Source organism: Dyadobacter bucti (assembly GCF_005869225.1).
Lineage (GTDB): Bacteria > Bacteroidota > Bacteroidia > Cytophagales > Spirosomataceae > Dyadobacter > Dyadobacter bucti.
Genome location: NZ_SWFP01000004.1, coordinates 36,422 through 58,628 on the forward strand (window position 1 = coordinate 36,422; position 22,207 = coordinate 58,628).

General features: G+C 43.7%; 17 protein-coding genes. 6 read left to right on the forward strand and 11 right to left on the reverse strand.

The window, feature by feature from the left end; translation table 11 throughout:
• The first annotated feature begins 116 nt into the window (after positions 1-116).
• Together FBF61_RS14095 and FBF61_RS14100 are read left to right on the forward strand one after the other, a co-directional pair.
• Positions 117-470 carry a DUF6249 domain-containing protein gene (locus tag FBF61_RS14095; RefSeq protein WP_138478218.1) on the forward strand — a complete coding sequence of 118 codons (354 nt, stop codon included), beginning with the start codon at positions 117-119 and terminating at the stop codon, positions 468-470.
• 3 nt (positions 471-473) lie between these two features.
• Complete coding sequence (locus FBF61_RS14100) at positions 474-2,867, forward strand: ABC transporter permease (RefSeq protein ID WP_138478220.1); 2,394 nt, start codon at positions 474-476, stop codon at positions 2,865-2,867.
• A 337-nt stretch (positions 2,868-3,204) separates the two neighbouring features.
• Here FBF61_RS14100 and FBF61_RS14105 read toward each other — a convergent pair whose 3' ends face one another.
• Positions 3,205-4,056 carry a ThuA domain-containing protein gene (locus FBF61_RS14105; RefSeq protein ID WP_138478222.1) on the reverse strand — a complete coding sequence of 284 codons (852 nt, stop codon included), beginning with the start codon at positions 4,054-4,056 and terminating at the stop codon, positions 3,205-3,207.
• Between the two features lie 198 nt (positions 4,057-4,254).
• Here FBF61_RS14105 and FBF61_RS14110 point away from each other — a divergent pair, with 198 nt between their 5' ends.
• Together FBF61_RS14110 and FBF61_RS14115 are read left to right on the forward strand one after the other, a co-directional pair.
• The gene (locus FBF61_RS14110; RefSeq protein WP_138478224.1) at positions 4,255-5,469 is read left to right on the forward strand and encodes a parallel beta-helix domain-containing protein; all 1,215 of its coding nucleotides are present in this window, start codon (positions 4,255-4,257) and stop codon (positions 5,467-5,469) included.
• On the forward strand, positions 5,459-6,505 hold the full coding sequence (locus FBF61_RS14115; protein WP_138478226.1) for an SO2930 family diheme c-type cytochrome: 1,047 nt from the start codon (positions 5,459-5,461) through the stop codon (positions 6,503-6,505). Before FBF61_RS14110 ends, FBF61_RS14115 begins: the two co-directional genes overlap by 11 nt.
• A 307-nt stretch (positions 6,506-6,812) precedes the next feature.
• Here the strand turns inward: FBF61_RS14115 and nhaA are convergent, their stop codons facing one another.
• From nhaA to FBF61_RS14130, 3 genes are all read right to left on the reverse strand, one after another.
• A complete protein-coding gene (gene nhaA, locus FBF61_RS14120) occupies positions 6,813-8,015 on the reverse strand; it encodes a Na+/H+ antiporter NhaA (protein WP_138478228.1) in 1,203 nt (400 codons plus the stop codon).
• A gap of 83 nt (positions 8,016-8,098) precedes the next feature.
• Entirely contained in the window at positions 8,099-8,413 is a 315-nt protein-coding gene (locus FBF61_RS14125) for an HPF/RaiA family ribosome-associated protein (protein ID WP_138478230.1), read from the reverse strand.
• Between the two features lie 46 nt (positions 8,414-8,459).
• On the reverse strand, positions 8,460-9,614 hold the full coding sequence (locus tag FBF61_RS14130; protein WP_138478232.1) for a baeRF3 domain-containing protein: 1,155 nt from the start codon (positions 9,612-9,614) through the stop codon (positions 8,460-8,462).
• Between the two features lie 1,121 nt (positions 9,615-10,735).
• On the opposite strand from FBF61_RS14130, the gene treA reads away from it, so the two are divergent.
• On the forward strand, positions 10,736-12,301 hold the full coding sequence (gene treA / locus FBF61_RS14135) for an alpha,alpha-trehalase TreA (RefSeq protein WP_138478234.1): 1,566 nt from the start codon (positions 10,736-10,738) through the stop codon (positions 12,299-12,301).
• A gap of 51 nt (positions 12,302-12,352) precedes the next feature.
• Positions 12,353-13,624 carry an NAD(P)/FAD-dependent oxidoreductase gene (locus tag FBF61_RS14140; protein ID WP_138478236.1) on the forward strand — a complete coding sequence of 424 codons (1,272 nt, stop codon included), beginning with the start codon at positions 12,353-12,355 and terminating at the stop codon, positions 13,622-13,624.
• 126 nt (positions 13,625-13,750) lie between these two features.
• Here the strand turns inward: FBF61_RS14140 and FBF61_RS14145 are convergent, their stop codons facing one another.
• The 7 genes from FBF61_RS14145 to FBF61_RS35555 form a co-directional block, all read right to left on the reverse strand.
• A complete protein-coding gene (locus FBF61_RS14145) occupies positions 13,751-14,341 on the reverse strand; it encodes a hypothetical protein (RefSeq protein WP_138478238.1) in 591 nt (196 codons plus the stop codon).
• Positions 14,342-14,664: 323 nt separating this feature from the next.
• The gene (locus FBF61_RS14150) at positions 14,665-15,099 is read right to left on the reverse strand and encodes a cupin domain-containing protein (protein WP_138478240.1); all 435 of its coding nucleotides are present in this window, start codon (positions 15,097-15,099) and stop codon (positions 14,665-14,667) included.
• A gap of 73 nt (positions 15,100-15,172) precedes the next feature.
• On the reverse strand, positions 15,173-15,916 hold the full coding sequence (locus tag FBF61_RS14155; RefSeq protein ID WP_166444525.1) for a Crp/Fnr family transcriptional regulator: 744 nt from the start codon (positions 15,914-15,916) through the stop codon (positions 15,173-15,175).
• 35 nt (positions 15,917-15,951) lie between these two features.
• Positions 15,952-18,048: an Ig-like domain-containing protein gene (locus tag FBF61_RS14160; RefSeq protein WP_138478244.1), complete on the reverse strand. Its 2,097-nt coding sequence runs from the start codon at positions 18,046-18,048 to the stop codon at positions 15,952-15,954.
• A 592-nt stretch (positions 18,049-18,640) separates the two neighbouring features.
• Positions 18,641-20,812: a cation:proton antiporter gene (locus tag FBF61_RS14165; RefSeq protein WP_138478246.1), complete on the reverse strand. Its 2,172-nt coding sequence runs from the start codon at positions 20,810-20,812 to the stop codon at positions 18,641-18,643.
• 5 nt (positions 20,813-20,817) lie between these two features.
• Positions 20,818-21,576: a carbonic anhydrase gene (locus tag FBF61_RS14170; protein WP_166444526.1), complete on the reverse strand. Its 759-nt coding sequence runs from the start codon at positions 21,574-21,576 to the stop codon at positions 20,818-20,820.
• A gap of 168 nt (positions 21,577-21,744) precedes the next feature.
• Positions 21,745-22,200 (reverse strand): DUF2254 family protein, encoded by a 456-nt coding sequence (locus FBF61_RS35555; RefSeq protein WP_138478250.1) that lies wholly within the window; start codon positions 22,198-22,200, stop codon positions 21,745-21,747.
• Positions 22,201-22,207: the final 7 nt, after the last annotated feature.

The window sequence follows — 22,207 nt, forward strand, 5'->3', positions numbered from 1 at the left end:
ATCAATCCCCCGACAAAGCCTTAGACTATTTTTTCAGAAAAGTGGTCACATTTTGTGACCGTTTTTCTTTTTTACGAGTCATATCCGAAAAACAGCAACCATTCAATAACGAAACCATGGATGATACCACCGCCGACCTATTCCTTGCCATGTCGATCACCTTCGCGATTTTTGGAATATGTTACCACTATCTGATCATAAGATACAAAGAACGAACGGCTATTGTCGAAAAAGGACTGCCCAAAGACTTTTTTAAAGGCAGCACCAACTACCTGCCACTCTTATTGTTGCTTGCTATTGTGAGCATCAGCGTTGGTTTTGGGTTGCTGGCAGGGGCTTTTTTAGAGTCGGTCGCTGCTTATCCATTCGAAGGTTTTATGCTGCCCTTTGCGATGCTGCTCTTTCTGGGCATCAGCTTGCTGATCTCTTATTATGTGCTCAAAAAATTGGATAAGAATAATAATGTATAAGCCATGATTTACAGTTACATCAAGACTTGTTTCAGGACCCTTCTGCGGCACAAGCTATTTACAATGATCAACATCATCGGGCTTTCGGTCAGCATGGCGGTAGGGCTCCTTGTGATTGCCTTTGTATTCGATCTGGCTTCCTACGATGATTTTCACGAAAACAATGACAAGATTTACCGGGTCTTTACCACCTTTCAACAACAAGGTCAAAAGCCAGTGAACTTTGCTTCCGCTTCCATCGCAGCAGGCAGGAAAATCCGTGAGACGGTAAGCGGCATTGACCATGTAACCATCCTTCGTCCAGGGTTTGGAGGGAATATTTTAGCAGGTGAAAAGACAGTGCCGTTAAACGGCCTGTTTGCGGACGACTCCTTCTTTAAAATATTCACTTTTCCACTTCTGCAGGGCAATCCGGCTACTGCCCTGAAACAGCCGTACACTTTGGTGTTGACTGAAAAAACTTCAAAAAAGCTATTTGGTACCGCGAATGCATTGGGCAGATCTGTAAAAGTGGGTTCCGATAATTACGTAGTTACCGGTATCATGAAAGATATACCAAAGCTTTCGCACTTGAGGTTTGAAGCCCTGGCCTCATTTGCGTCGGCCGAAAAGTCCCGGGACCCGGACTTTTTAAGTTGGGAAAGTATTTATCAAAACTATGTTTACATGTCCGTTGCTGAAAAAAGTGACCTTAGCACGATCCAAGCCAGCCTGAATGGCATTAGCCGCGGGGGTAACCTGACCGTGGATGCGGGACAGATTTCCCTGGGGGTTCAGCAGCTGAAACAAATTGTTTTTAACAGCAGCGGCATCAGTGTCACCAATGAATTGGGGCCGGTAATGAATACGCTGGCGATCTGGGTATTGATCGGGCTGGCAGTGCTGGTCATGCTGTCGGCCTGCTTTAACTACACCAACCTGTCCATCGCACGTTCCCTCAGGCGTACCCGGGAAGTAGGTGTCCGGAAGATGAGCGGCGCGATGACCCGGCATGTCATTGCGCAGTTTTTGGTCGAATCGGTGATCATTTCGCTGCTCTCGCTCACATTTGCATTTCTGCTATTCCTGCTGTTGCGCAGGGAGTTTCTCGCGCTTGATTTTTCCATCGAAAACATGGTCTCCTTAAAGCTCTCTCCCACAGTTTCGTTGGGGTTCGTTTCCCTGGGCATTTTTGTAGGCATCGTTGCAGGAATTACACCCGCTATCTTTTTTTCAAGGATTGATTTGGCAACTGTGTTGAAAACTTCTTCTTCCCTGAGGTTGTTCAGGCATATTAATCCGCGAAAGGCCTTGATTGTGAGCCAATATACACTCTCGATTATCTTTATCGCCACAACGATCATCGGTTACGGGCAATACAGGAATTTTGTAGACTTCGATCTTGGTTTCAATACCAAAAACAAGCTCAATATCAAACTTCAGGGCAACAATGCGGACTTATTGATAAAGGAACTGTCGGAATTGCCACAGGTGAGCAGTCTTTCGCAATCCAGTTTGGTTATGGGCCTGGGCAACATTTATACCGGGCCAGTGAAACATCAAAGTTCAAGCGATTCCGCAATGGTTTGGATGAATTTTATTGACAGTCAGTACCTTAAAATGCATGGTCATACCTTACTGGCTGGACGGGATTTTACTCCCAGATCGGACCAGGCGGAGGAAAGTGAAATAATTGTGACCCGGCAGCTTCTGCAAAAATTTGGTATGGACGAAAAAGACCCGGGCAAAGCCCTTGGCGAGGTGTTGGACATCGAAGGAAAGAAACTGGCCATCATTGGTGTCATTAAGGATTTCCACTACGAAACGGTAGAAGATCAGGTTGAACCTGTGATCCTTCGTAATATCACCAGAGATGCCGGCGGTTACCTCACTGCCAGGATCGAAACCGAAGACTGGCCAGAGACACTCGATGCCATCAAAAACGCGTGGCAAAAAGTCGATAAAACCCATCCTTTGGAGGCGACACTTTACGATGATCAGATCGAGAAAGCGTACAGTCCATTTTCCATGATGATCAAAATTATTGGTTTTCTGGCATTCCTGACTGTGTGCATTGCTTCTCTGGGACTGTTCGGAATGGTTGTATTTACGACCGAAACAAGGTTAAAAGAAATCAGTATCCGGAAAGTGCTTGGGGCCAGCGAAGGCAGCCTGATCCTGTTGCTGAGCAGAAATTTTCTTGTTATGCTGCTGCTGGCAGCACTGATCGCACTTCCGGCTACCTATTTTTTCTTTGCTAAAATCGTCCTGGTCAATTTCGCATATCACAAAGCCGTCAGCGTTGCCGAGCTGCTGATCAGTCTATCCCTTGTCGTCGTCCTGGCATTTGCCATGATTGGTTCACAAACCTTCAAAACGGCCCGCACAAACCCTTCCAAAGTTTTGAAAGCAGATTAGAAAGAGGTCGGGAAATTGAGAACGATGTATATCTCGCCCAATGACCTGAACAATCGTGCCTGCTGGCTTATGGACAAGCGTCATACCTACTGACCGGCAACGTGACAGATGCCGCGGATATATAGACCAATCAGGTCATAGACGGGACTGTTGGCAGGATCTTTTAGCGGCCAGGTTTGTCCCAAATCCGCTTGAACATAGGTTGAGGTGGAATGGAAAAACAGGCCAAGGAGCATCATAATAGCCCGAAAGCATCGGGTGAATGTACGCGTTCCGGGTTTTGAATCTTAGATTAAAGCAAGCTCATCAGTAAGGAGGGTGTTGCAGTGATAAGAAACTACCGGATTGACCAGCGTACGGCATTTTCTAGCAAAGCAACAAAGCGAGCATCCTGCCAAACTGCCGCATCGTGGCCCATCGAGGTATAAAATGTTTTTCCCTGGCCCACATCCCGGTGCCAGGCAATGGGATGGTATTTGCCCATTCCGAAATCTTTATCGGTGATGAATAATATGTTACCGCTGGGAAGGATTTTTTCCCCGTCGATGTAAGCCACAATCTGCGCGTTTTTGGGTTGGGACAAGAAAACGTACCATTCGTCTGTGTGCGTCCATGACACGGGCAACCGGCTGATTAGTGCTGAGTCTGAATTTTTTTCGATGTGGACCTGGGCAGCTTGTAGTTGCGGATTTAATGGGTGATGGGAAAAGCTGGCGCCAACCATATTTGTTACCAGCCAGGGCCAGTCATCATGAGAGAAGTCGCCGGAGCCGTGAATGCCCATTAAGGCGCCGCCTGATTCAACGAACTGCGTAACTGCTTGCTGCTGTTCAGCATTCAGCAGCCGCCCTGTTGAATTATTAATAATAATGACTTTGAATTTTTTCAGCTGCTCAGCGTTAAAGACACCTCCTTCTTCTGTCTCATAGACAAACCAGCCATTTTTATCTGCCATTTGATGAAACGCTTTTTTAGCCGCGTCAATGGACTGGGAATGCCGGTAACCTGTCGTTTTTGAAAACAATAACAGGGCAGGTTTGTCGGCTGGGAAGTTAATTGTTGGCTGATTGGTTTCAAAGCCAGCCGGGAAGCCATTTTTGATTTTGTAAACAAACAGAAATCCGGCAGCGACCAGCACCACGGCCAGTGCCAACATGCTTAACAAAGCGATTTTTAAAGCTTTTTTCACTAGGGTTTTGTTTTAGGAAAAAGATCTTCCAAACTGAAATACTATGTCTGGGTGAATCGCTAAAATTAGAAAATGGCTTTTGCAAAATCAATGAGCATTTAATAGCTCAAACAGGCTATTGAACAATTAAAAAGGTTTGTCTACATTCGCTGTTTTCCAGCCTCTTAACCTAGAAATTTAATCGTAACCCTCCCTCTTATGAAACTAACCTTACTGATATTAACCGCCATGCTTTTTGCAAGTAAAGTCATGGCACAGCCAGGCATTCAAAAACGTTACCAAACCAAGTTCATTATGGCTGAGGACGGCAGCACGATTGAGCTGGATGCGGGGACATTCTCTTTCACAGGCAGCTTGTCGCTCCAGGATAAAAAACGGATCGTCATCAGTGGAAAAGGTATTGATAAAACGGTACTCAGTTTCAAAGGGCAGACCGACGGGGCAGAGGGACTTCGTGTATCGAATGGCGAAAGCATTGTAATAGAAAACCTGACTGTGCAGGATTCCAAGGGTGATGGCATCAAGACGATGAACGTGAAAGGCATAACTTTCCGTAACGTGAAAGTTGAGTGGACAGAAGGCCCTAAACCCGAAAACGGTGGTTACGGGTTGTATCCGGTTCAGTGCGAAAATGTGCTGATCGATGGTTGTACCGCCATTGGAGCTTCCGATGCAGGTATCTATGTAGGGCAATCACGGGGGATTGTTGTCAAAAATAGCAAAGCATACCATAATGTGGCAGGCATAGAAATAGAGAATTCGCTTCATGCGGATGTGTTCGACAATGAGGCTTACGAAAATACAGGCGGAATCCTGGTATTCGATCTGCCCGATCTGGTACAAAAGAGGGGAGGGAATGTAAGGGTTTTCAACAACTACATTCACGACAATAACCTGCGAAATTTTGCTCCGGAAGGTAACATTGTCGCCAGCGTAGCGGACGGGACCGGCATGCTGATTATGGCGGCTACCGGAGTGGAGGTATTCAATAACCGGTTCATCCGCAATCAAAGCGTAGGCACGGGCATCATCAGCTATTTGTTCACCGGCCTACCTATCAAGGATAAATCCTACTACCCATTTTCGACGGCGATTTCCGTTCATGACAATGTCTATGAGCGCGACCCCGGCCCGGCGGCAATTTTGCGTGGTTCATGGGATGGGCTTTTTAAGACGATCCGGCAAACAGGCCAACAGATTCCTCACATTCTGCTTGATGGCATTTCTGATTCGGCAAAGCTGGACAAAGATGGAAAATTGCAGTCCGACCTGCGCATTTGCATTCAAAATAATAAGGATCAAAGCCTGATTAATCTGGATGCGGGAGGCGGTTTCAAAAACATGTCTTATGACCAAAAACCATTTGATTGCCAGCTCGTACCCTTAAAGGCTTCGACTGTCAATGTCCGTTAAAAAGATTTTCCTGTTAGGGGCCTTACTGCTCACCTTTTGGCTGACGCTGGCCAGCTGGCAAACTAAGGTGGTACCCGAGAAGTTATCGGACTATGGCTTTTTTATTGGGGATATCTCGCGGCAGCACCCGGCACCTGGCGTGGTGCCCTATACGCTCAACACGCCTCTGTTTTCGGATTATGCCGAAAAGCTAAGGTTTATCAAACTGCCTTCGAGAAAATCTGTTATTTACAATGACACTGCAGTTTTGAATTTTCCTGTGGGTACCACACTGATCAAAACGTTCTATTATCCCAACGATTTCCGGAACCAGAGCAAAGGCCGACGGTTGCTGGAAACGAGGTTACTGACTCATGAGTCCGAAGGTTGGAAGGCGCTGGTTTACGTTTGGAACACGGAGCAGGACGATGCATTGCTGGAAGTGGCCGGCGAGAACAAAGCTGTACAGTACGTGGATGATCAGGGAAATACACGTCAACAAAACTATCTCATCCCTAACCTTAACCAGTGCAGTGGGTGCCACAACCGCAAGGAGGTGATGGTGCCAATCGGCCCGTCGGTACGTCAGCTGAATGGTAATTTTATTTACAAAGGGAGTCCGGCATCCGAAAATCAACTCCTGTACTGGCAGCGGACGGGAATGCTCACGGGAATGCCCGCTCTGGCCGACTGCCCGAAAGCTCCGGTTTGGAACAAACCGGAAACGGGCTCGCTCAATGACCGGGCAAGGACCTGGCTCGACATCAACTGCGCCCATTGTCACAATCCTGACGGACCAGCGATGACGTCCGGGCTAAACCTGAGCTACTCGGAAAAAAATCCGACTGCATTAGGCATTTTGAAATCGCCGGTAGCAGCCGGGCGAGGGTCGGGCGGTCGTGCCTTCGACATCGTTCCGGGCAAACCTGAGCAGTCAATCCTGATCTACCGCCTGCATTCGACTGATCCCGGGGCTATGATGCCCGAACTTGGTCGCAAGGTGGTTCATACCGAGAGCCTGGATTTGCTTAAAGCGTGGATCAAAGCGATGCAGTAGTCTTTGCGTATCGCACCTATGTCTCATTGTCCGGACGCAGTGGCCACTATTAATCCCGCAAACAATTCTGATAAGAAAATATCTACAAATGATTTTGGGTACATGCAAATAGCTTATTTAAGCTATTGACGGGGCAACGCTTGTGATGTTGGTCACTTACGTAAAACCTTCCATATACGTTCAAACCGGTGTCCAAACACTGCTTAACCATACCCCTGACTTTATCTCCATCGTAGACCTTGAAGGAAATTAACTGTTTGTGAATGAAAAACATAGTCTGCTCTTGGAGCCGATATTAATGAGATATTTACAGTGCAGGTATTTCATTTGCCGAGTTGCCTGATGCATTTCCTACTTTTCTTAACCAGAGAAAACCAATCAATCCGGAAATGACCGAAGCAGTTAATATGGCGAACTTTGCCTCTGAGAGGATTGATTCATTTCCAGAAAAAGAAAGCAGGGCAATAAATATGGACATAGTAAAACCTATACCGCCAAGCATCCCTACGCCAATAATGTGCATCCATGTAGAATGCTCAGGCATTCTTGCAACCCGAATTTTGACAGCAAGCCATGAGAAAAGGGTTATGCCTACTGTTTTACCAATAACAAGCCCGGCGATTATACCTATTCCCAGCGGTGTTGTAAGCCCGGAAACCATATTTGCTGCGAAGGCAATGTTGGTGTTAGCCAGCGCAAAAATGGGCATGATGATAAAATTGACTGGATTCAGCAAAGCATGTTCCAATTTTACCAAAGGGGATAGAGTTGCATCTTTATTAGTTGGTATCGCCAAAGCCGTTAGCACTCCGGCAATGGTGGCATGTACCCCCGAATGATGGATGAAGTACCAGATAAAGAGCCCCGGGATCAGGTATGCAGCCAGAGATGTAACATTTAGCTTGTTAAGTATTAATAGGAAAACAAAAATACCGAACGCATATAATAGGTAAGTAAATTGAATATCAGCAGAATAAAAAACAGCAATGACCAGGATTGCTATCAAGTCATCAACGATAGCCAGTGCCGAAAGAAAAATCTTTAAGGATGACGGTACGCGTTTTCCCAGCATAGAAATAATCGCCAGGGCAAAAGCGATGTCTGTTGCCATCGGTATTGCCCAGCCATCGGCTGTCTGAGTACCCGCGTTAAACGCCAGATAGATTAAGGCCGGGGGGAAAATTCCGCCTAATGCGGCCAAAATGGGAAGAGAGGCCTTTTTAACAGATGAAAGTTCCCCTTCGATCATCTCCCGCTTGATTTCCAGGCCTACAAAAAGAAAGAAAATCGCCATTAATCCGTCATTTATCCAAAGCAATACAGGATATCGCAAGTTTATTCCTGCCATTTCGCTGCCAATTTGCGTGGACAATAATTCCTCAAAGCCACGTCCTGCCCCCAAGTTGGCAATAAGAAGGGAAATTATTACGCAAGTCATCAACAGAATGCCTCCTGCAGAGCTGGACTGGAAGAATTTTTGGAAAAAATTTGGGTAGATTGTTTTTACCATTGTTACTAATGAGCTTAAAAGTATGGGTATTGGTCAAGGAATGCCCCGGGTGCAATATTCACACCTGGGGCCAACCTGCACATTTAATGGTTTCTGGCTTTTCCAATAACCGTTTCAAGGGCATTTTTAAGCTTCTCGCTCGCGCCACGGACAGCCAACGAGCCATTATTTGCATCGTTTGAAACAGCAATGGGCTGCCGACCTTCAAGCCTGGCCTCAATTAAGCAACGAATATCATTTTGACCCTCTTTGTGCCCATTTTCGTCCGAAAGATGTACTTCTAGACGGGTAATATGCTTACTAAACCTAGCCAGGTCAGTCGTAAGGAAATCGATAAGCGGAGCGCTCTTTTGCTCGCTTCCAGTAATATTTTTATCTGTGTTAAATTGAATGGTCATATTTCTGATTTTTTAATTCTTAAATGCTTTGCTAATAAGTCTTCTGTCAATACCTGTAAAGTGCTACGCAGCCTGACTCAAATTTCATTTGATCGGCAGGTATTACTAAGACTCTTCCACCCATTTTTTCAACGATTTCTCCGATGTCATCCAGCAGGTCATCTGTTTCAGGATTTGAAAGCTCGCCGGTTTCCACACGTCCACTGACTTCATCCACTATTTTACCAGGCAATATCAGGTCTGATTCAATCAACAAGGTTTCTACTCGGCCTTCTGTTGCGGCAGCCACAATGTCACTGATCAAATCACTGCCTTTTTGGTCGGCAATTGCCTGACCTGCTTTTTCAGACCAACTCTTTAACCTTTGATTATATTCAGGTTCCATTACTTCCCACGCCATCGTGGCCAGCTTGTCAGCTGAAAGCGCGTCGGGGTTCAGTGCAATCCCGCTTTCAAGCAAGAACGGGTTTTTGTTAACTTTGTTAAAGAGGTTGTGGTGCTCGGGAAGAGCTGCTAATATGAGTGGTAGTTCAGATTCTTTTGAGAATTTTTCATAAACCGTATCGGCCACAACCCTGAAAAACCGCTCGGCGTCAATATCGGTTTCATCCTTTTTAGATCCATGCCCGTGGTGCATGTTTCCACTTCCCCCGCCAACTCCGCCATAAGAGGCAACGGTGGTGTGTTTTTCCGTCAATTCGTCCCCTAAGGCATCCTGTATTGTTTTTGGAACATCATTACCTAATTCAATTTCTGAAACAGAATGTCTGTTCCCCTCGTATAAGCGCATTTCGTGCAGACTTAATCCAAGAATCTGAAACCGGTCTTCTGTTTGTAGATACTTGCGCAGGGGCTTAGTATGAAAGCTATCAGACACAACCACCAGCTCAGTAACTATGACAGGTATACGTACCAATTCAAAAACATCTTTTGAATAAAAAACCGCAAGACCGTCCAAATTCTGGTTCCAAACGTCTCTGTCTTCCTTGATGTTTTCAAAAGGCTGCAAATACGATCTTACTTCCCCCACTGAATATTTCTGGGATAATGAAGCCTCCAATTCTTTAAGCAGATTTTGAAAACGAATTGTATCCTGCCCATTGTCTGGATGAGTCCTATGCGTAGGCATATAGATAGATATGCAAGGCCCGTTCGAGATGGATGATAGTCTATGAATTAATTCTCTGGTAGGTAATTTCATAATTTTTATAATTTAATAAAACTTTGATGACGATATGATAAGCATTACCATGCCACGTTTTCATTTATTAAATTAGAATTACATTAGACTTGCAATTGCAATCCTTATCATCTTCCATTTCTGGTATTATTACGATCAAGCCCTTGGTTGAATAATCAGAATCTCTTAATTCATTTTAATAACTCAATCACTAAAATCATTTATTTCCTGCATGATATGTATACCGTCGGACACATATAAACTATTGAAAATAAAATATGAATGGACTTGAAATCAAACATATTTTGTAAGCGATATTAGCTAGCTAAGTATACCCATATAAACCTAACACCAGTCATACTTTCTCTAACAAAAACGATCATTGGATTATAATTATGTTTGATCTGAATTCTTGTTGGCTCAGATTAGCGTGTTTACGATGAATAACGCAACTAGGTAAACGTTTTATAATCCAGCAAGACTTATCAATTGATATTTTTCGCTCAGGCATTTTAGAATACTATTTCCGACATATTAAATTGGGATTAGAATAATGCAATCACTTTCAAAATTTCTGGTAGTCGGGTGAAATTTACAATTACAAAAAAAAGTGAACGGTGATAACTTAATTGTATCATCAATTTAAAAAAATTACAGCCGTGCCAAGGGTCGCGTTTTAAGGTTAGAAAAACATTAGACTTTTAATAATCCTGGATTTGGATAGGCGATTTGTTGGGTTTTTCTAAATACGAATTTCTTTTTCATTAACTACCTGATTTGCCTTACATGACAAATATATCAGGTAATTAGACATTGGCGATAATTACGAATATCATATTCAAACAACTGATTATTAAATTGTTAAAAGTTTTATTTGAGCCAGTTGTCGTTTCTCCGGCAGCAATGTATGCAATTGAATTTTCTATATCCGGTTTTATGCTGCCAGCCAATGTCGGCAGGGTAAGTAACCCTGTTTCTACATGCAATAAAGTATACCTACTCTGATTTTACTTCTGGATTAACTACTGGTATCATTATTGGTAATAGTTAAGGAAGTACTTTTTGTAATTCCATGTACGAATTCTACCAAGCACTCAGAGTTTACTATTTCATGTCAGTTTGATGACCTAATCAATATTATTTTGAAAGAATATATTTTCCCTTCGGTTACTTCCAAACGTTCGTATGCATCTCCCGAGGAAATTTTCGGAACGTTATTCGCCGACGTTCAGAACAGTCATCTATTTGAGGATTCCAAAACATTTGCTGACGCAATTCCGCTTAAAGATCCCCCATTAATTATGGATGAATATGACCAGGAAAAGCAACAACCTGGATTTGATATTGCCGGTTTTGTCAAATCAAATTTTCGCATTCCTGACCACATTGCTTCCACATTCGTTGCAAACAAACAGGGAACTGTCTCTGAGCACTTAGAAAAGCTATGGGCCGTACTTACACGGCAACCTGATGATCAGGAGAGTGGCTGTTCGCTTATTCCACTTCCACATCCTTATGTTGTTCCGGGCGGGCGCTTCAGGGAGATATATTACTGGGACACTTATTTTACAATGCTGGGATTAAAAGAGTCGGGCAAAACTGACCTGATCGGGCATATGATCAACAATTTCGCATATCTCATTGAAACCTTCGGATTTATTCCAACCGCTAACCGCACGTATTATTTAAGCCGGTCGCAGCCGCCATTCTTTTCATTGATGCTCAAACTGTATAGCGATATAAAGGGAAAGCACATCCTGACAAAATATCTGACGCATATGCAGCATGAGTACGACTACTGGATGGATGCAGGCGATTCAAGCCAACCTTTTAGTGCGAATAGGAGGCTCGTGAATTTGCCAGATGGAGCTATTTTAAACAGATATTGGGATGATCGTTCCACCCCAAGGCCGGAATCTTACCACGAGGATGTGGAGCTGGGACATGAAGCATGGGAAAAGTACGGTTTAGCTCCCCAGGACACATACCGCCATATCAGGGCGGCAGCCGAATCCGGCTGGGATTTCAGCAGCCGCTGGTTCGCAGACGAACATGATTTCTCAACAGTTCATACCACCGACATATTACCGGTTGATCTGAATTGCCTGATGTATTTTCTGGAAAAAACGCTGGCAGAAGCTTATTTGCTAACAGACGACAGGGAAATGCATCTTGCATATGAACAAAAAGCGGCCAGACGTGCCCTTGCTATCCAGACGTATTTCTGGGACGACAAGAAGAAATTTTATATGGACTATGATTTTCAGAGGCGTGATTTTACAAAACACGTGACACTGGCAGGCGCTTTTCCTTTGTTTTTTAAACTTGCATCCGGCAGACAGGCGAAGTCTGTGAAGGGGTACATCCGATTGTACTTTATGAAATCCGGCGGTCTGCTCACAACCAAGGTCCGGTCCAACCAGCAGTGGGATGCACCCAATGGTTGGGCACCCTTACACTGGATCACATACAAAGGACTGCGTAATTATAACTTCCACGAGACCGCAGACGAAATATCGGATGAATGGCTTAGATTGATCGACAAGGAGTTCAAGCATTCCGGAAAGATGTTGGAAAAATACAATGTTTCAGACACCAATCTTATAGCGGGTGGGGGAGAATATGAGGTCCAGGAAGGGTTCGGATGGACAAACGGCGTGTACCTGAGAATGAAAAACAAAAAATACCTGAAAGCTGTGGAAGCTTAAATATCTGTCTCAACAAGATTTAGTGCCATTTAACAAACCAACCCATTTGAAATGAAGATAGTAATAGTAGGTGGTGGCTTTGCCGGAGTGAACCTGGCCCGCTCTTTAGGAAATGACAAACGATTTGAAATAACCCTGGTTGACAAGAACAACTATAATTTTTTTCCTCCCCTGATTTACCAGGTGGCAACAGGATTTCTGGAACCTTCCAGCATTAGTTACCCATTCAGAAAACTGTTCCGGAATTTCACAAATGTAAAGTTTCGATTAGGTTATCTGCAGCGTGTGGTCCCCGAGGAGAATAAAGTCATATTATCGAGTGGAGAGCTGACTTATGATTATCTGGTTTTTGCAACGGGAGCAAAAACCAATTATTTCGGTTCCGATAATTTTAAAAATAATGCTATCTCAATGAAAACACTGGACGATGCTCTGGAAATGCGCAACAAGCTTTTACGGCAGATGGAACAGGCCAGCGTTATAGAGGATCCCGATCAGCTCAGGAAATTGCTTACCATTGTCATAGCGGGAGGAGGCCCAACGGGCGTTGAATTATCCGGTATGTTTGCGGAAATGCGCAACGGAATATTACAGAAGGAATATCCTGAACTGATAGGGAAGGGTGGAGAGATTTATCTGCTCACAAGCGCTGGGGAACTGCTTTCGCCCATGAGTGAAAAATCGCAAAAGGAGACCTATGATCAGCTGCGGCTTTTAGGTGTGAAGGTCAGGTTAAATTGCCGCGTCAAAGATTTTGTGAATGATACCGTGATACTTCCCGATGATGAAACCATTTCAACCAAAAACTTGATTTGGGCTGCTGGCGTCACAGGTAAGTTGTTTGATGGCATATTGGCCGAAAGTTACGGAAGAGGTGCGCGGTTGCTCGTGGATGAACGCAACAAAGTAAACGCAACGGAAAACATTTATGCGATAGGTGATATCTGTCTGCAAATGACCGATCCTGATTTTGTCAACGGGCATCCGCAAGTTGCACAGGTAGCGATTCAGCAAGGCAAGCGCCTGGCGAAAAATTTTAAACTTCTGATTGAAAATAAGCCTTTGAAGCCCTTCAAATATGTTGACAAAGGTTCCATGGCCATTATTGGCAGAATGAAAGCGGTGGCAGACCTGCCCAAACCAAAAGTACATTTCAATGGTATGATTGCCTGGTTTGCCTGGTTATTTGTGCACCTTATCTCGCTGATCACCAAAAAGAACCGTTTCAGGACTTTGTTCAATTGGATGGTCGCTTATTTTACAAAAGATCAATCACTCAGAATGATCTTCAAACCCAGCTGGAATAAATTCACTGACGAATAAATCGAAATCAGGTAGCTCTATTTTATCTTCTGTTACGTTTTTTTCTTTGCCACTAAAAAGCGTACTAATCTTTTTCATGGGTTTGCCTGCCAGAATACCAGCTGTAACCCGAATCGCCCCAAAGCATCAGGGCCGGTCGACATTTACCCGTATCTCAAATTCACCGTGCCGGATGCTATGTTTTCTAGAACCTGATTGGGAAAAATAAGCCTGGAAAGACCCCTTTACGATCAAATAGGCACTTCCTCTTTCAACCACTTCCCATGTGATAAAACTCTTCCCGTTTCCATCTGGCGTTGTCAGGTATTTGAAACCATCTGGCCCTGCGATTTGTATCGCAACGGTTGAATTAGTGGCAAGGGGGCCGGCAAATATTACTTTGCTAGGTTTATGCAGCACAGCCTTGGATAGGTTGATATCTTTCAAAAAGAATTCAATTCCCAATGCCGCATCCGTCCCATAACTTGCGAATCCGCTGAATGTGAGAAAATTGCTATCTGCCAGGTATTGTGACTGCATGATACTGGAAGCAGTACCGGCATAATCGGCCAGCCACGGCTGATTGTCGACCGTGCAGCGGATGTTTGGCGAATATTCCTGAGGCCTGGTTTTAGGAGCTATCAAATCTTTACTTCGCTCGAAAACACAGGAAGTCAGCACCGAGCACGCAAGCAGGGCTATGCACAATGCTACGCATGTAATAGCGGATGGTTTCATAAGACATGAGGGTTTGCGTAAAATTAGAAAGGCTATAATTATTATGTATTTTGGAGAATTCGGGAGTATGACCACCATAATTTAGTTTAGACTGACCATACTATTTTGGACTAACTTGACCGTGTTTTTATACCAGTTAACAGATAGTGAGAAATGGATATTACTATTTCAAAATTCCCATTGAGCGAACTTTAGCAAACCTTTTTTGAGATGGGTTCTTCCATAATATCAGGCGACATCCAAATATTCCTACCGAAAAATTTGGATATAGAAATCCCTAACCGTCTTTAAACGGCTGGTAAAAAATCAAGAAATAACAGGTGTTAGCTGACAACCGGAACAAGTCCGTATTCCAGCATTGTGCTTTTAAGCTTGCCCATATCGGGCGGACCGCCAGCTTCGAATATCCCTAATAGGTCTTTGAAGTAATTCGCTGTCAGAACACCAGGATTGGCAAAAGCAAGGACTTCAACGGTTTCATCCGTCTGATTGATGAAATTGTGAACTCTTCCTCTTTTGACAAAATGAAAGTCGCCCGGTCCAAGAGTGATAATCTGATCATCAACCGTTAGTGTCAGCGACCCTTTAAGTCCGTAAATAGTCTCATCAAAATTTTCGTGATAATGAGCAGCAGGTACTTTTGCATTGGGATGAATTACTGCTTTAAACATGGTGAATTGTGCATTCGTATCAGTAGCGTCCAAACAAAAATGGATTTCCAGACCATTGCCCAGATTTATTATTTCAAAGGGTTTCATAACATATGTTTTTTTATGGCATACAAATCAAGTCTTTGAAATCTTTTAAAAAGTTGATTCAAATCAAGAAATTTCACAAATGCATATTTCTTTTCCGAATTCTGCTGAGCGTTTCCGGTGTAACACCCAGGTAACTTGCGATGTGGTACTGCGGAAGACGGTTTATCCAGTGAGGTGTTTCCTTCAGGATCCTTCTGTATTTTTCATCCGGTGTCTCAGTGGCCATGTTGCTGAGCAGGTTTTTAAGCCATGCGACATTACGGCCCCTGTTTTTTATTTGATAAAGCGCATAATCCGGAATAGTCCGGGTAGCGTGCTCCCAGTTTTCCAGATCAATGGATAGAACCTCACAATCTTCGAGTGCCTGCATACTCATGGTAGAAGGTGTCCGGTTGATAAAGCTATCCATTTCACCACACCACCATCCCTCTTCTGCGAAAAATATAGTCCTCTCAATGCCTTCCTGCGTAAGGTGATATTGGCGCATGCAACCTTTTAAAATAAACATAAGCTGCTTTACAACCTCTCCCTGATGAAAAAGCATTTCATTTTTAGCAATATTTCGCGGTTGAAAAAGAGCGAGGAATTTTTCGAATTCAGACGATGGAAAGTCGTGCCTGGACTGGAGAGTTGAGAGTAACGGATGCGCAGCCATGTTAAATTTGCTTAAGGAAAGTATGCCAGATGCAGAAGTGAGCGCGCCCATTCCCGGACAGCTAAAACTGAATAATTTGTTGGCATCGATTCCATCGGGGCAAATTACATACAATCGACAACTTTTCAACAGATGCCGTCCCAGGGACAGAGAATGCCTCATGCTCAGTAAAAGGGGATTTGCCGTTTTTGTTAATATCATTTAGTAAAAAACATTTCTAGCAAATAACCAGTATTACTGCCTTTGAAAAACATTTGTTTATTGTCTTCGGAGAACGTCACGGAATGTTGTTGCACATCTGTGCCTAAACCACTGATTTTAATGAAAGTCGGACCTGTGGTAAACCTAGAGGTGACTCCGGGCCTGGAATAGGTGGTAGACTTATAAGATCCGTCGTCAAAGAATTCAAAAATCTTGTTTTTATAAAGCTGAGTTGAGGGGGCTTTGTCAGGCCCAGCCCAGTAGATGTTGCTTTTTTCCAGAATCCATTTTCCCAGCAACCGGCTACGTATTTCTCCCGGGTCCACGGTGAATTTGAGCGGGGATCCATCCAGCGGATAAAAGTTTTTCTTTTTTGCGGATACCTCTACCTCTTGTATTCCTGTCGTGCCTAGCTTCCATTTAGCCTCAGCAAGTCCCTGCGCATTGGTTGCAATATCTGCCGTAGTGAGTGACCCACCCGATCCATTTTTTATCCGCCATTCCACTGCAACTCCTTCCACGGGATCTCCGTTTGCATCAGTAACTTTAACTATCAGGGGTTTGGCCAATTCCTTTCCGGGAGTATCGAGCTGCTTATCTCCGCTAACGATTTGAATACGTTGCGGATCCTTTCCTTCTTCCGGCTTGATAAATGCAAAATTCAGATGATTAGACTCGAAACCGTTTTTTGCTTTTAAGTATATGGTGACTGGAATGCTTTTGAGGGTGTTTCCAAAATTGATACATGCCCTGTAACTGATATTTCCGTCAGAGGATCTGGGAGCTGAAAAGGTTACGGGATTCTGATTACCGACTTTTTCTACTATCTGCCAGCCCATATTATTTTCCAAGTCAAAAATATCGCTTACCTCAAAGGACACCATCGTAGAATAGTTCCTGTTGGGGGTTTGGGGAGCACCGCAATCACCGTTAAATGTGATCAGCGGTGAATCTATTTTAAGGAAATCTGCTTCAATTAATCTTTTGTTTACCATACTACTGCTCATGCTATACGAGGTGGGTGTTGAAAACCAGAAATTGGTTTTGATCCCACCAGTAACATCCAGTTTATAGTCCAGCGAAACATTAGGCGATTTTTGCTGCATAACAAAATCGAAACCACTAGGTACTTCGAAAAAGCCTTTCAAAGCTTCAAGTCCATATGGTGCAATTTCATAGATAGGTTTGAAAATAGTACCAGAGGCCGTTATGCTGAAATCTTTGCTGAAATCAGAAAGCAGCATGTTTATCAGAGAATTGTTGATTTTGTAGGAACTGACATTGGACCATACATCATTTTCGTATTTAGTTCCAGCAGTTGCTGTCATCAGTGGGGAGATCTTCCATTTTGCTTTTCCTGATACAGTGATGGGCAGTACATTTAATTTAATTATTTGTGCCAAGGAAATAAAAATTGGTGTCCCTGGAATCGGGACTCGTATAACAGGTAGCCTAATTCTCTTTAAAGTTTTTTCCTTAGCAACTTTCACAGGTTTGTCCGATTGGTTTGCAATTTGGAATGAACTTCCTTCTGAATTCATCACTGCTTGTATGAGCATTTTCTCAGGCTCAAAGAATCCTTTGTTTTTTACATATTCGATGTCTACACGCTGGAGATTTATCTTTAGCCGACCGGAATATGTAAGTCCATCTACTTGCCCGATTCCATCACCAAAAGAATAGTCAATCAGAGAACTGGTTCTCAGATTACCATCAATTAAAGAGGAATCCGAATAGGAGGTTTTTATGTAAAGCTGTTCAAATGCTTCATTTAATCCTGCCGGTACGGTTTGGTATGTCGTCTGGGAGGTACCAGGCGTAATCCGGACTATTTTGGACATAAATCCAAATTCGTTTTCAGCGGTAGGATTAGCAATTACAATATCATCAACCTGCGGTTTATACCTTGCGGAATTATTGAGTGAAAAATGGACACTATCCGATGTAATTATGGTATTAGTTTCTAAAACATGTGTTTTTTTTCCAAGTATAGTGCCTTTATCTTCCTCCGGCTGCACATCTACAGCGGTCTTTTTTGTACAGGAACCGGAAATAAGAGTGACTAGAGTCAAGACAAGTAAAAGTCTTTTCATTTTTTGCTTTGAAAGGAGTTTTGATAAATAGCAAATACCGGCGTAAGCAGAGTATCACCTATGGCGCGGCTGGTATAGATCTTGGACAGCTGCAGTAGGTTGATGTATTTTTATTCAATATGAATTTGGGTTGCACAAATGTTGCTCAGTGAAGGGCCGGCAAGCAATACCCCCATAGGGGTATTTTTGAGGTGACAGCAAAAAGCGGCACACATTTTCGCACATGCATGATGCAAAATGGGAGTTCAGAAAGGGGTTAGGACCCGAAAGATTTATGATGCCGATTTTAAGCAGGAAGTAACTAGGATGCTGGCGTCTGGCAGGAGTGCCATGGAAATCTCGGAGACATTTGGAATTGCTGAAAATGTGTCTTGCTTTGCAGGCAAGCTTCGCTCCATTTCAAGAAGACACTGATCATCTGCCAGTTTGAGAGAAAAGTCCTTTTCCCTTTAAGAAATTTGCTGTTCACGAAGCTTCAGCTGCTGCGAGCTGTGATGGTCTTGGCATCCAAGCAGCCCAAAACAAGCCATGATCAGGAAGTATTTCATAAATGAACGGGTCTGGGAAATTGGTTTTGGCTCGTATATTCAGCTCAATTTCCGGGTTTCAAAATGTTGCGGATCAGTTTATCACCAGTTTTACTAATTTGGTTAATCCCTTTTTGCAGTATTTCCCCAGTACGTTCTGTTTGAGCAGTTTGCGCGGAAAAATTAGCTGGAAGATCCGGGTACATCAAGAGATAATTATAAGCACTGAAATATTTGGCCAGATGCCGTGGAACTTCATCCAAGGCGTCATGATAACTTATATTACCGGGACGAGCGCATATTACAATAAACAGATCTTCCGTTCGAACGTCTCGGGAAAGGATCAAGAAATCACTCCAATCGTCAAAAACCGTGAACTGCGCACCGGGCCCCTTATTGGCCTGATTGTATGCCTGGATTGAGGCAAGCGTAGTCTCAGTGCTGTAATAGTGTACATCACAATTGAGCTGTTTGCCGATGGTCGATATCCGCTCAATCAACATCGGGAACGAGGCTTCCAGCTCAACCCGGTCCGAACATACAACCGTTATTTTTTCAATTGTGTTTAGAGGCTGCATGCCATGGATCAGGTAAACAATCTGCGGGCACCTGGCCAGAAGTTTTTGCGATTTTAATCCGGTTACCGAACCACGTTCTTTCTCATCTTTTTGCTGACCGATAATCACTTCATGGATCCTTTTCTCTTCAAGTGTGTGTTGAATGCCGGAAGCGTAACTAACGTCATAGCGGATCAGCGGCGATACGATCACATCCGTTGCCGCTGCTGTGGTGACCATTCTATCCTGATATTTCCTTAACCGTCGTTCTTCCGACTCACGGTCTACGGTTTCTGAACTGATCACAGACAGCACAAAAATATTCTGCTCGTGTTTTCTGGGCTGCATCAAAAGTGCCAGCTCGATCATCGGATCAATCGTATCTTCTTTAGAGGCTGCGATTAAGATATTCCGTGTTCCCTCTCCGGCCGCCTGATTGGCACCTTCATTCAGTTTACGGGCTAACTTGACCGACGCCCGGCTAGTCTCGATCGAAGCGATGGTGCAGGTGATCAATATCATGATCAAACAGCCATTAAGCACATCTTCATTCAATAAGCGAATGGGCTCCCCCAATTCATTTTGGCCGATAATGATGTTATACCCCACAAGAACTGTTGCAAGCGTTGCCGCTGCCCGCGCTGCACTCAGGCCGAAGATCAGCGTCCGTTCATCGCCGTTCATTTTAAATGATTTCTGCGTTACTAGCGCCGCAAGCCACTTTGACCCCAAGGCAGCAACGGTCATAATGCCCGCTACTTTCAATGATTCCGCACTTTTAAAAAGAACTTGAATGTCGACGAGCATGCCCACGCCAATCAGAAAGAAAGGAATGAAAAGCGCGTTGCCGACAAAATCAATCCTATTCATTAAAGGTGAATGATGCGGGATCAGCCTATTCAATGCAAGTCCGGAGAGAAAAGCGCCAATAATAGGTTCAATCCCTGCAAGTTCTGCCAAAAAGGAACCCAGAAACACCATTGCCAGCACGAAGGTGTACTGTGCGATGCTATCGTCAAAATGCTTGAAGAACCAGCGTGCAATAATTGGAAACACAAACCAGACAATCAATGCAAACACGATAACGGATACAATCAGCTGAATCCAAAAAGCTTGATTGATCTCGCCCTGGCTCATCTTGGCAATAACAGCCAGCACGAGTAGAGAAAGGATATCGGTAATGATTGTTCCGCCGACTGCAATGATGGCAGCTTTTGTTTTGTGCACATTAAAACGCGCTGCGACGGGGTAGGAGATAAGTGTGTGCGAGGCCAGCATACTTGCAAACAGGATACTGGAAATCCAGCTGAAACCCAGCAGGAATCTGGCAGCCGGGGCCGCAATCAGCATGGGTACGGCAAAAGTAAAGACTCCAAAAATCAGGCTTTTTGAGCTGTTTTTTTTGAATTCCTTCATGTCAATTTCCAGTGCGGCCAGAAACATGATGTAGATCAGGCCAACCGTTCCAAAGAGGACAATGCTACTGTCACGCCGGAGTAGATTGGCCCCGTGTTCACCAACTGCCACGCCGGCCAGAATGAGCCCAATGACATATGGAACTTTAATTCTGTTGAGCAGCAAGGGCACAAATAAAATGATAAACAGCACCAGCGAAAAGATGAGCACCGGGTTGCTGAGCGGCAGCGCAAACATGCTTTCTGCATTCAATAATATGGCCATACGGTCTATTTTTTAGCGGATGGGTTCAATGGAGCTTCACGGTCCAAAATGGTCACAGAACGTTTGCCAGCATCAAAAAATGCACTTTTTAAAACCACCTTCCCACTGTCTGCCAGCATTTTTATCTGTGGACTGCTTTGAAGGATCTTTTCCAGAGTAAGCCTCGATTGGCTCTGTGCAATGTTATTTACAAAATCTTTATTGGCAGAAGAACGATCTGCAAATTCCGGCGCTGATTTTGTGGCTTGCGAGAGCTCGTTTACAATACTTGCGAAATTTGCAGTTTGCACATTGTCTACCGCAGCACCAATAATACGACTATTACTGCTGGAAAGGACGAGGATAACCTTTGTACCACTATAATTGACCGCATATTCCATCACCGCAATCTGTTTGGGATCAACCAGGCAGGCAGGGCTTGACAGCTGCATCAACATCGAGCGTCTCAGATCAAAGATCTTTTCGACAGACTGACCAAGATCAATATCTGTCATGACCAGGACAGGCTTTATCCTGGCCAGCGAATCCGGGATTTTATTGTCAGAGTTGTAAACAAAAGACGAGTCCTTCGAAAACCTGCGATGGCCTTTCATTAAGTTTTGAAAAACATTTTTAGGCGAGTGCTGATAAACAGAGTCGATTACCATATCGAAGCTCAGCCCTGTGGAATCTTCCTCAGCTAAACTGGTGGTGCTGTCTGCTGTGGATATAATTGTACTGTCGGTATTAGTTGTTGTTTTCTTATCGGCAGAATTACAACACAACAGGCCAAAGATTAAAATTGGTAGTAGGGTTGCTCGGAGACCGAATAAAGCAAGGTGTAGCATAGACTTTCAGGATTTTACCAGGGTAATATTTACCATTATACTTAAAATATCAACTAAATCATAAATATTCATTCTATTATACCAGAGTTTGTATATAAAACAGGGCTATTTAAGGCAGTGCAAATTTTCCCGAATACTTTGGTCAACTGAAATAGATGCCAGCTCAATAATTTCATTCTGAATATCTTTTGTCAATAATTTGCTTGTTGAAAATATGGGAATCCCGGGCAGCAGGAATGTTCCAGGCGTGATCAAAATAGCTATTTCAAAATCATGCTTGAGGCACAGCGAAGATAACCTCTCAAGATCTATCGCTTCGAAAATGCCTGACCTTACAGAATTGATGCTATGCGGTGTAACTGGAATTGTGAAATTAGATGGCGGATCCTCTCGCGGACATGCTTTCTTTAGGGCATCGAGTGTATCATTGAATATCCTTGGTATTACTACCTCATATTTGACAGACTGCGTAATGTAATGCAGAAAGTAAATAAATAGAAAGATATCCAGGAATATCGTTTCTGAAAAAAGTTTTTCACTGTCATCACATTTAATATGCATGATGCAT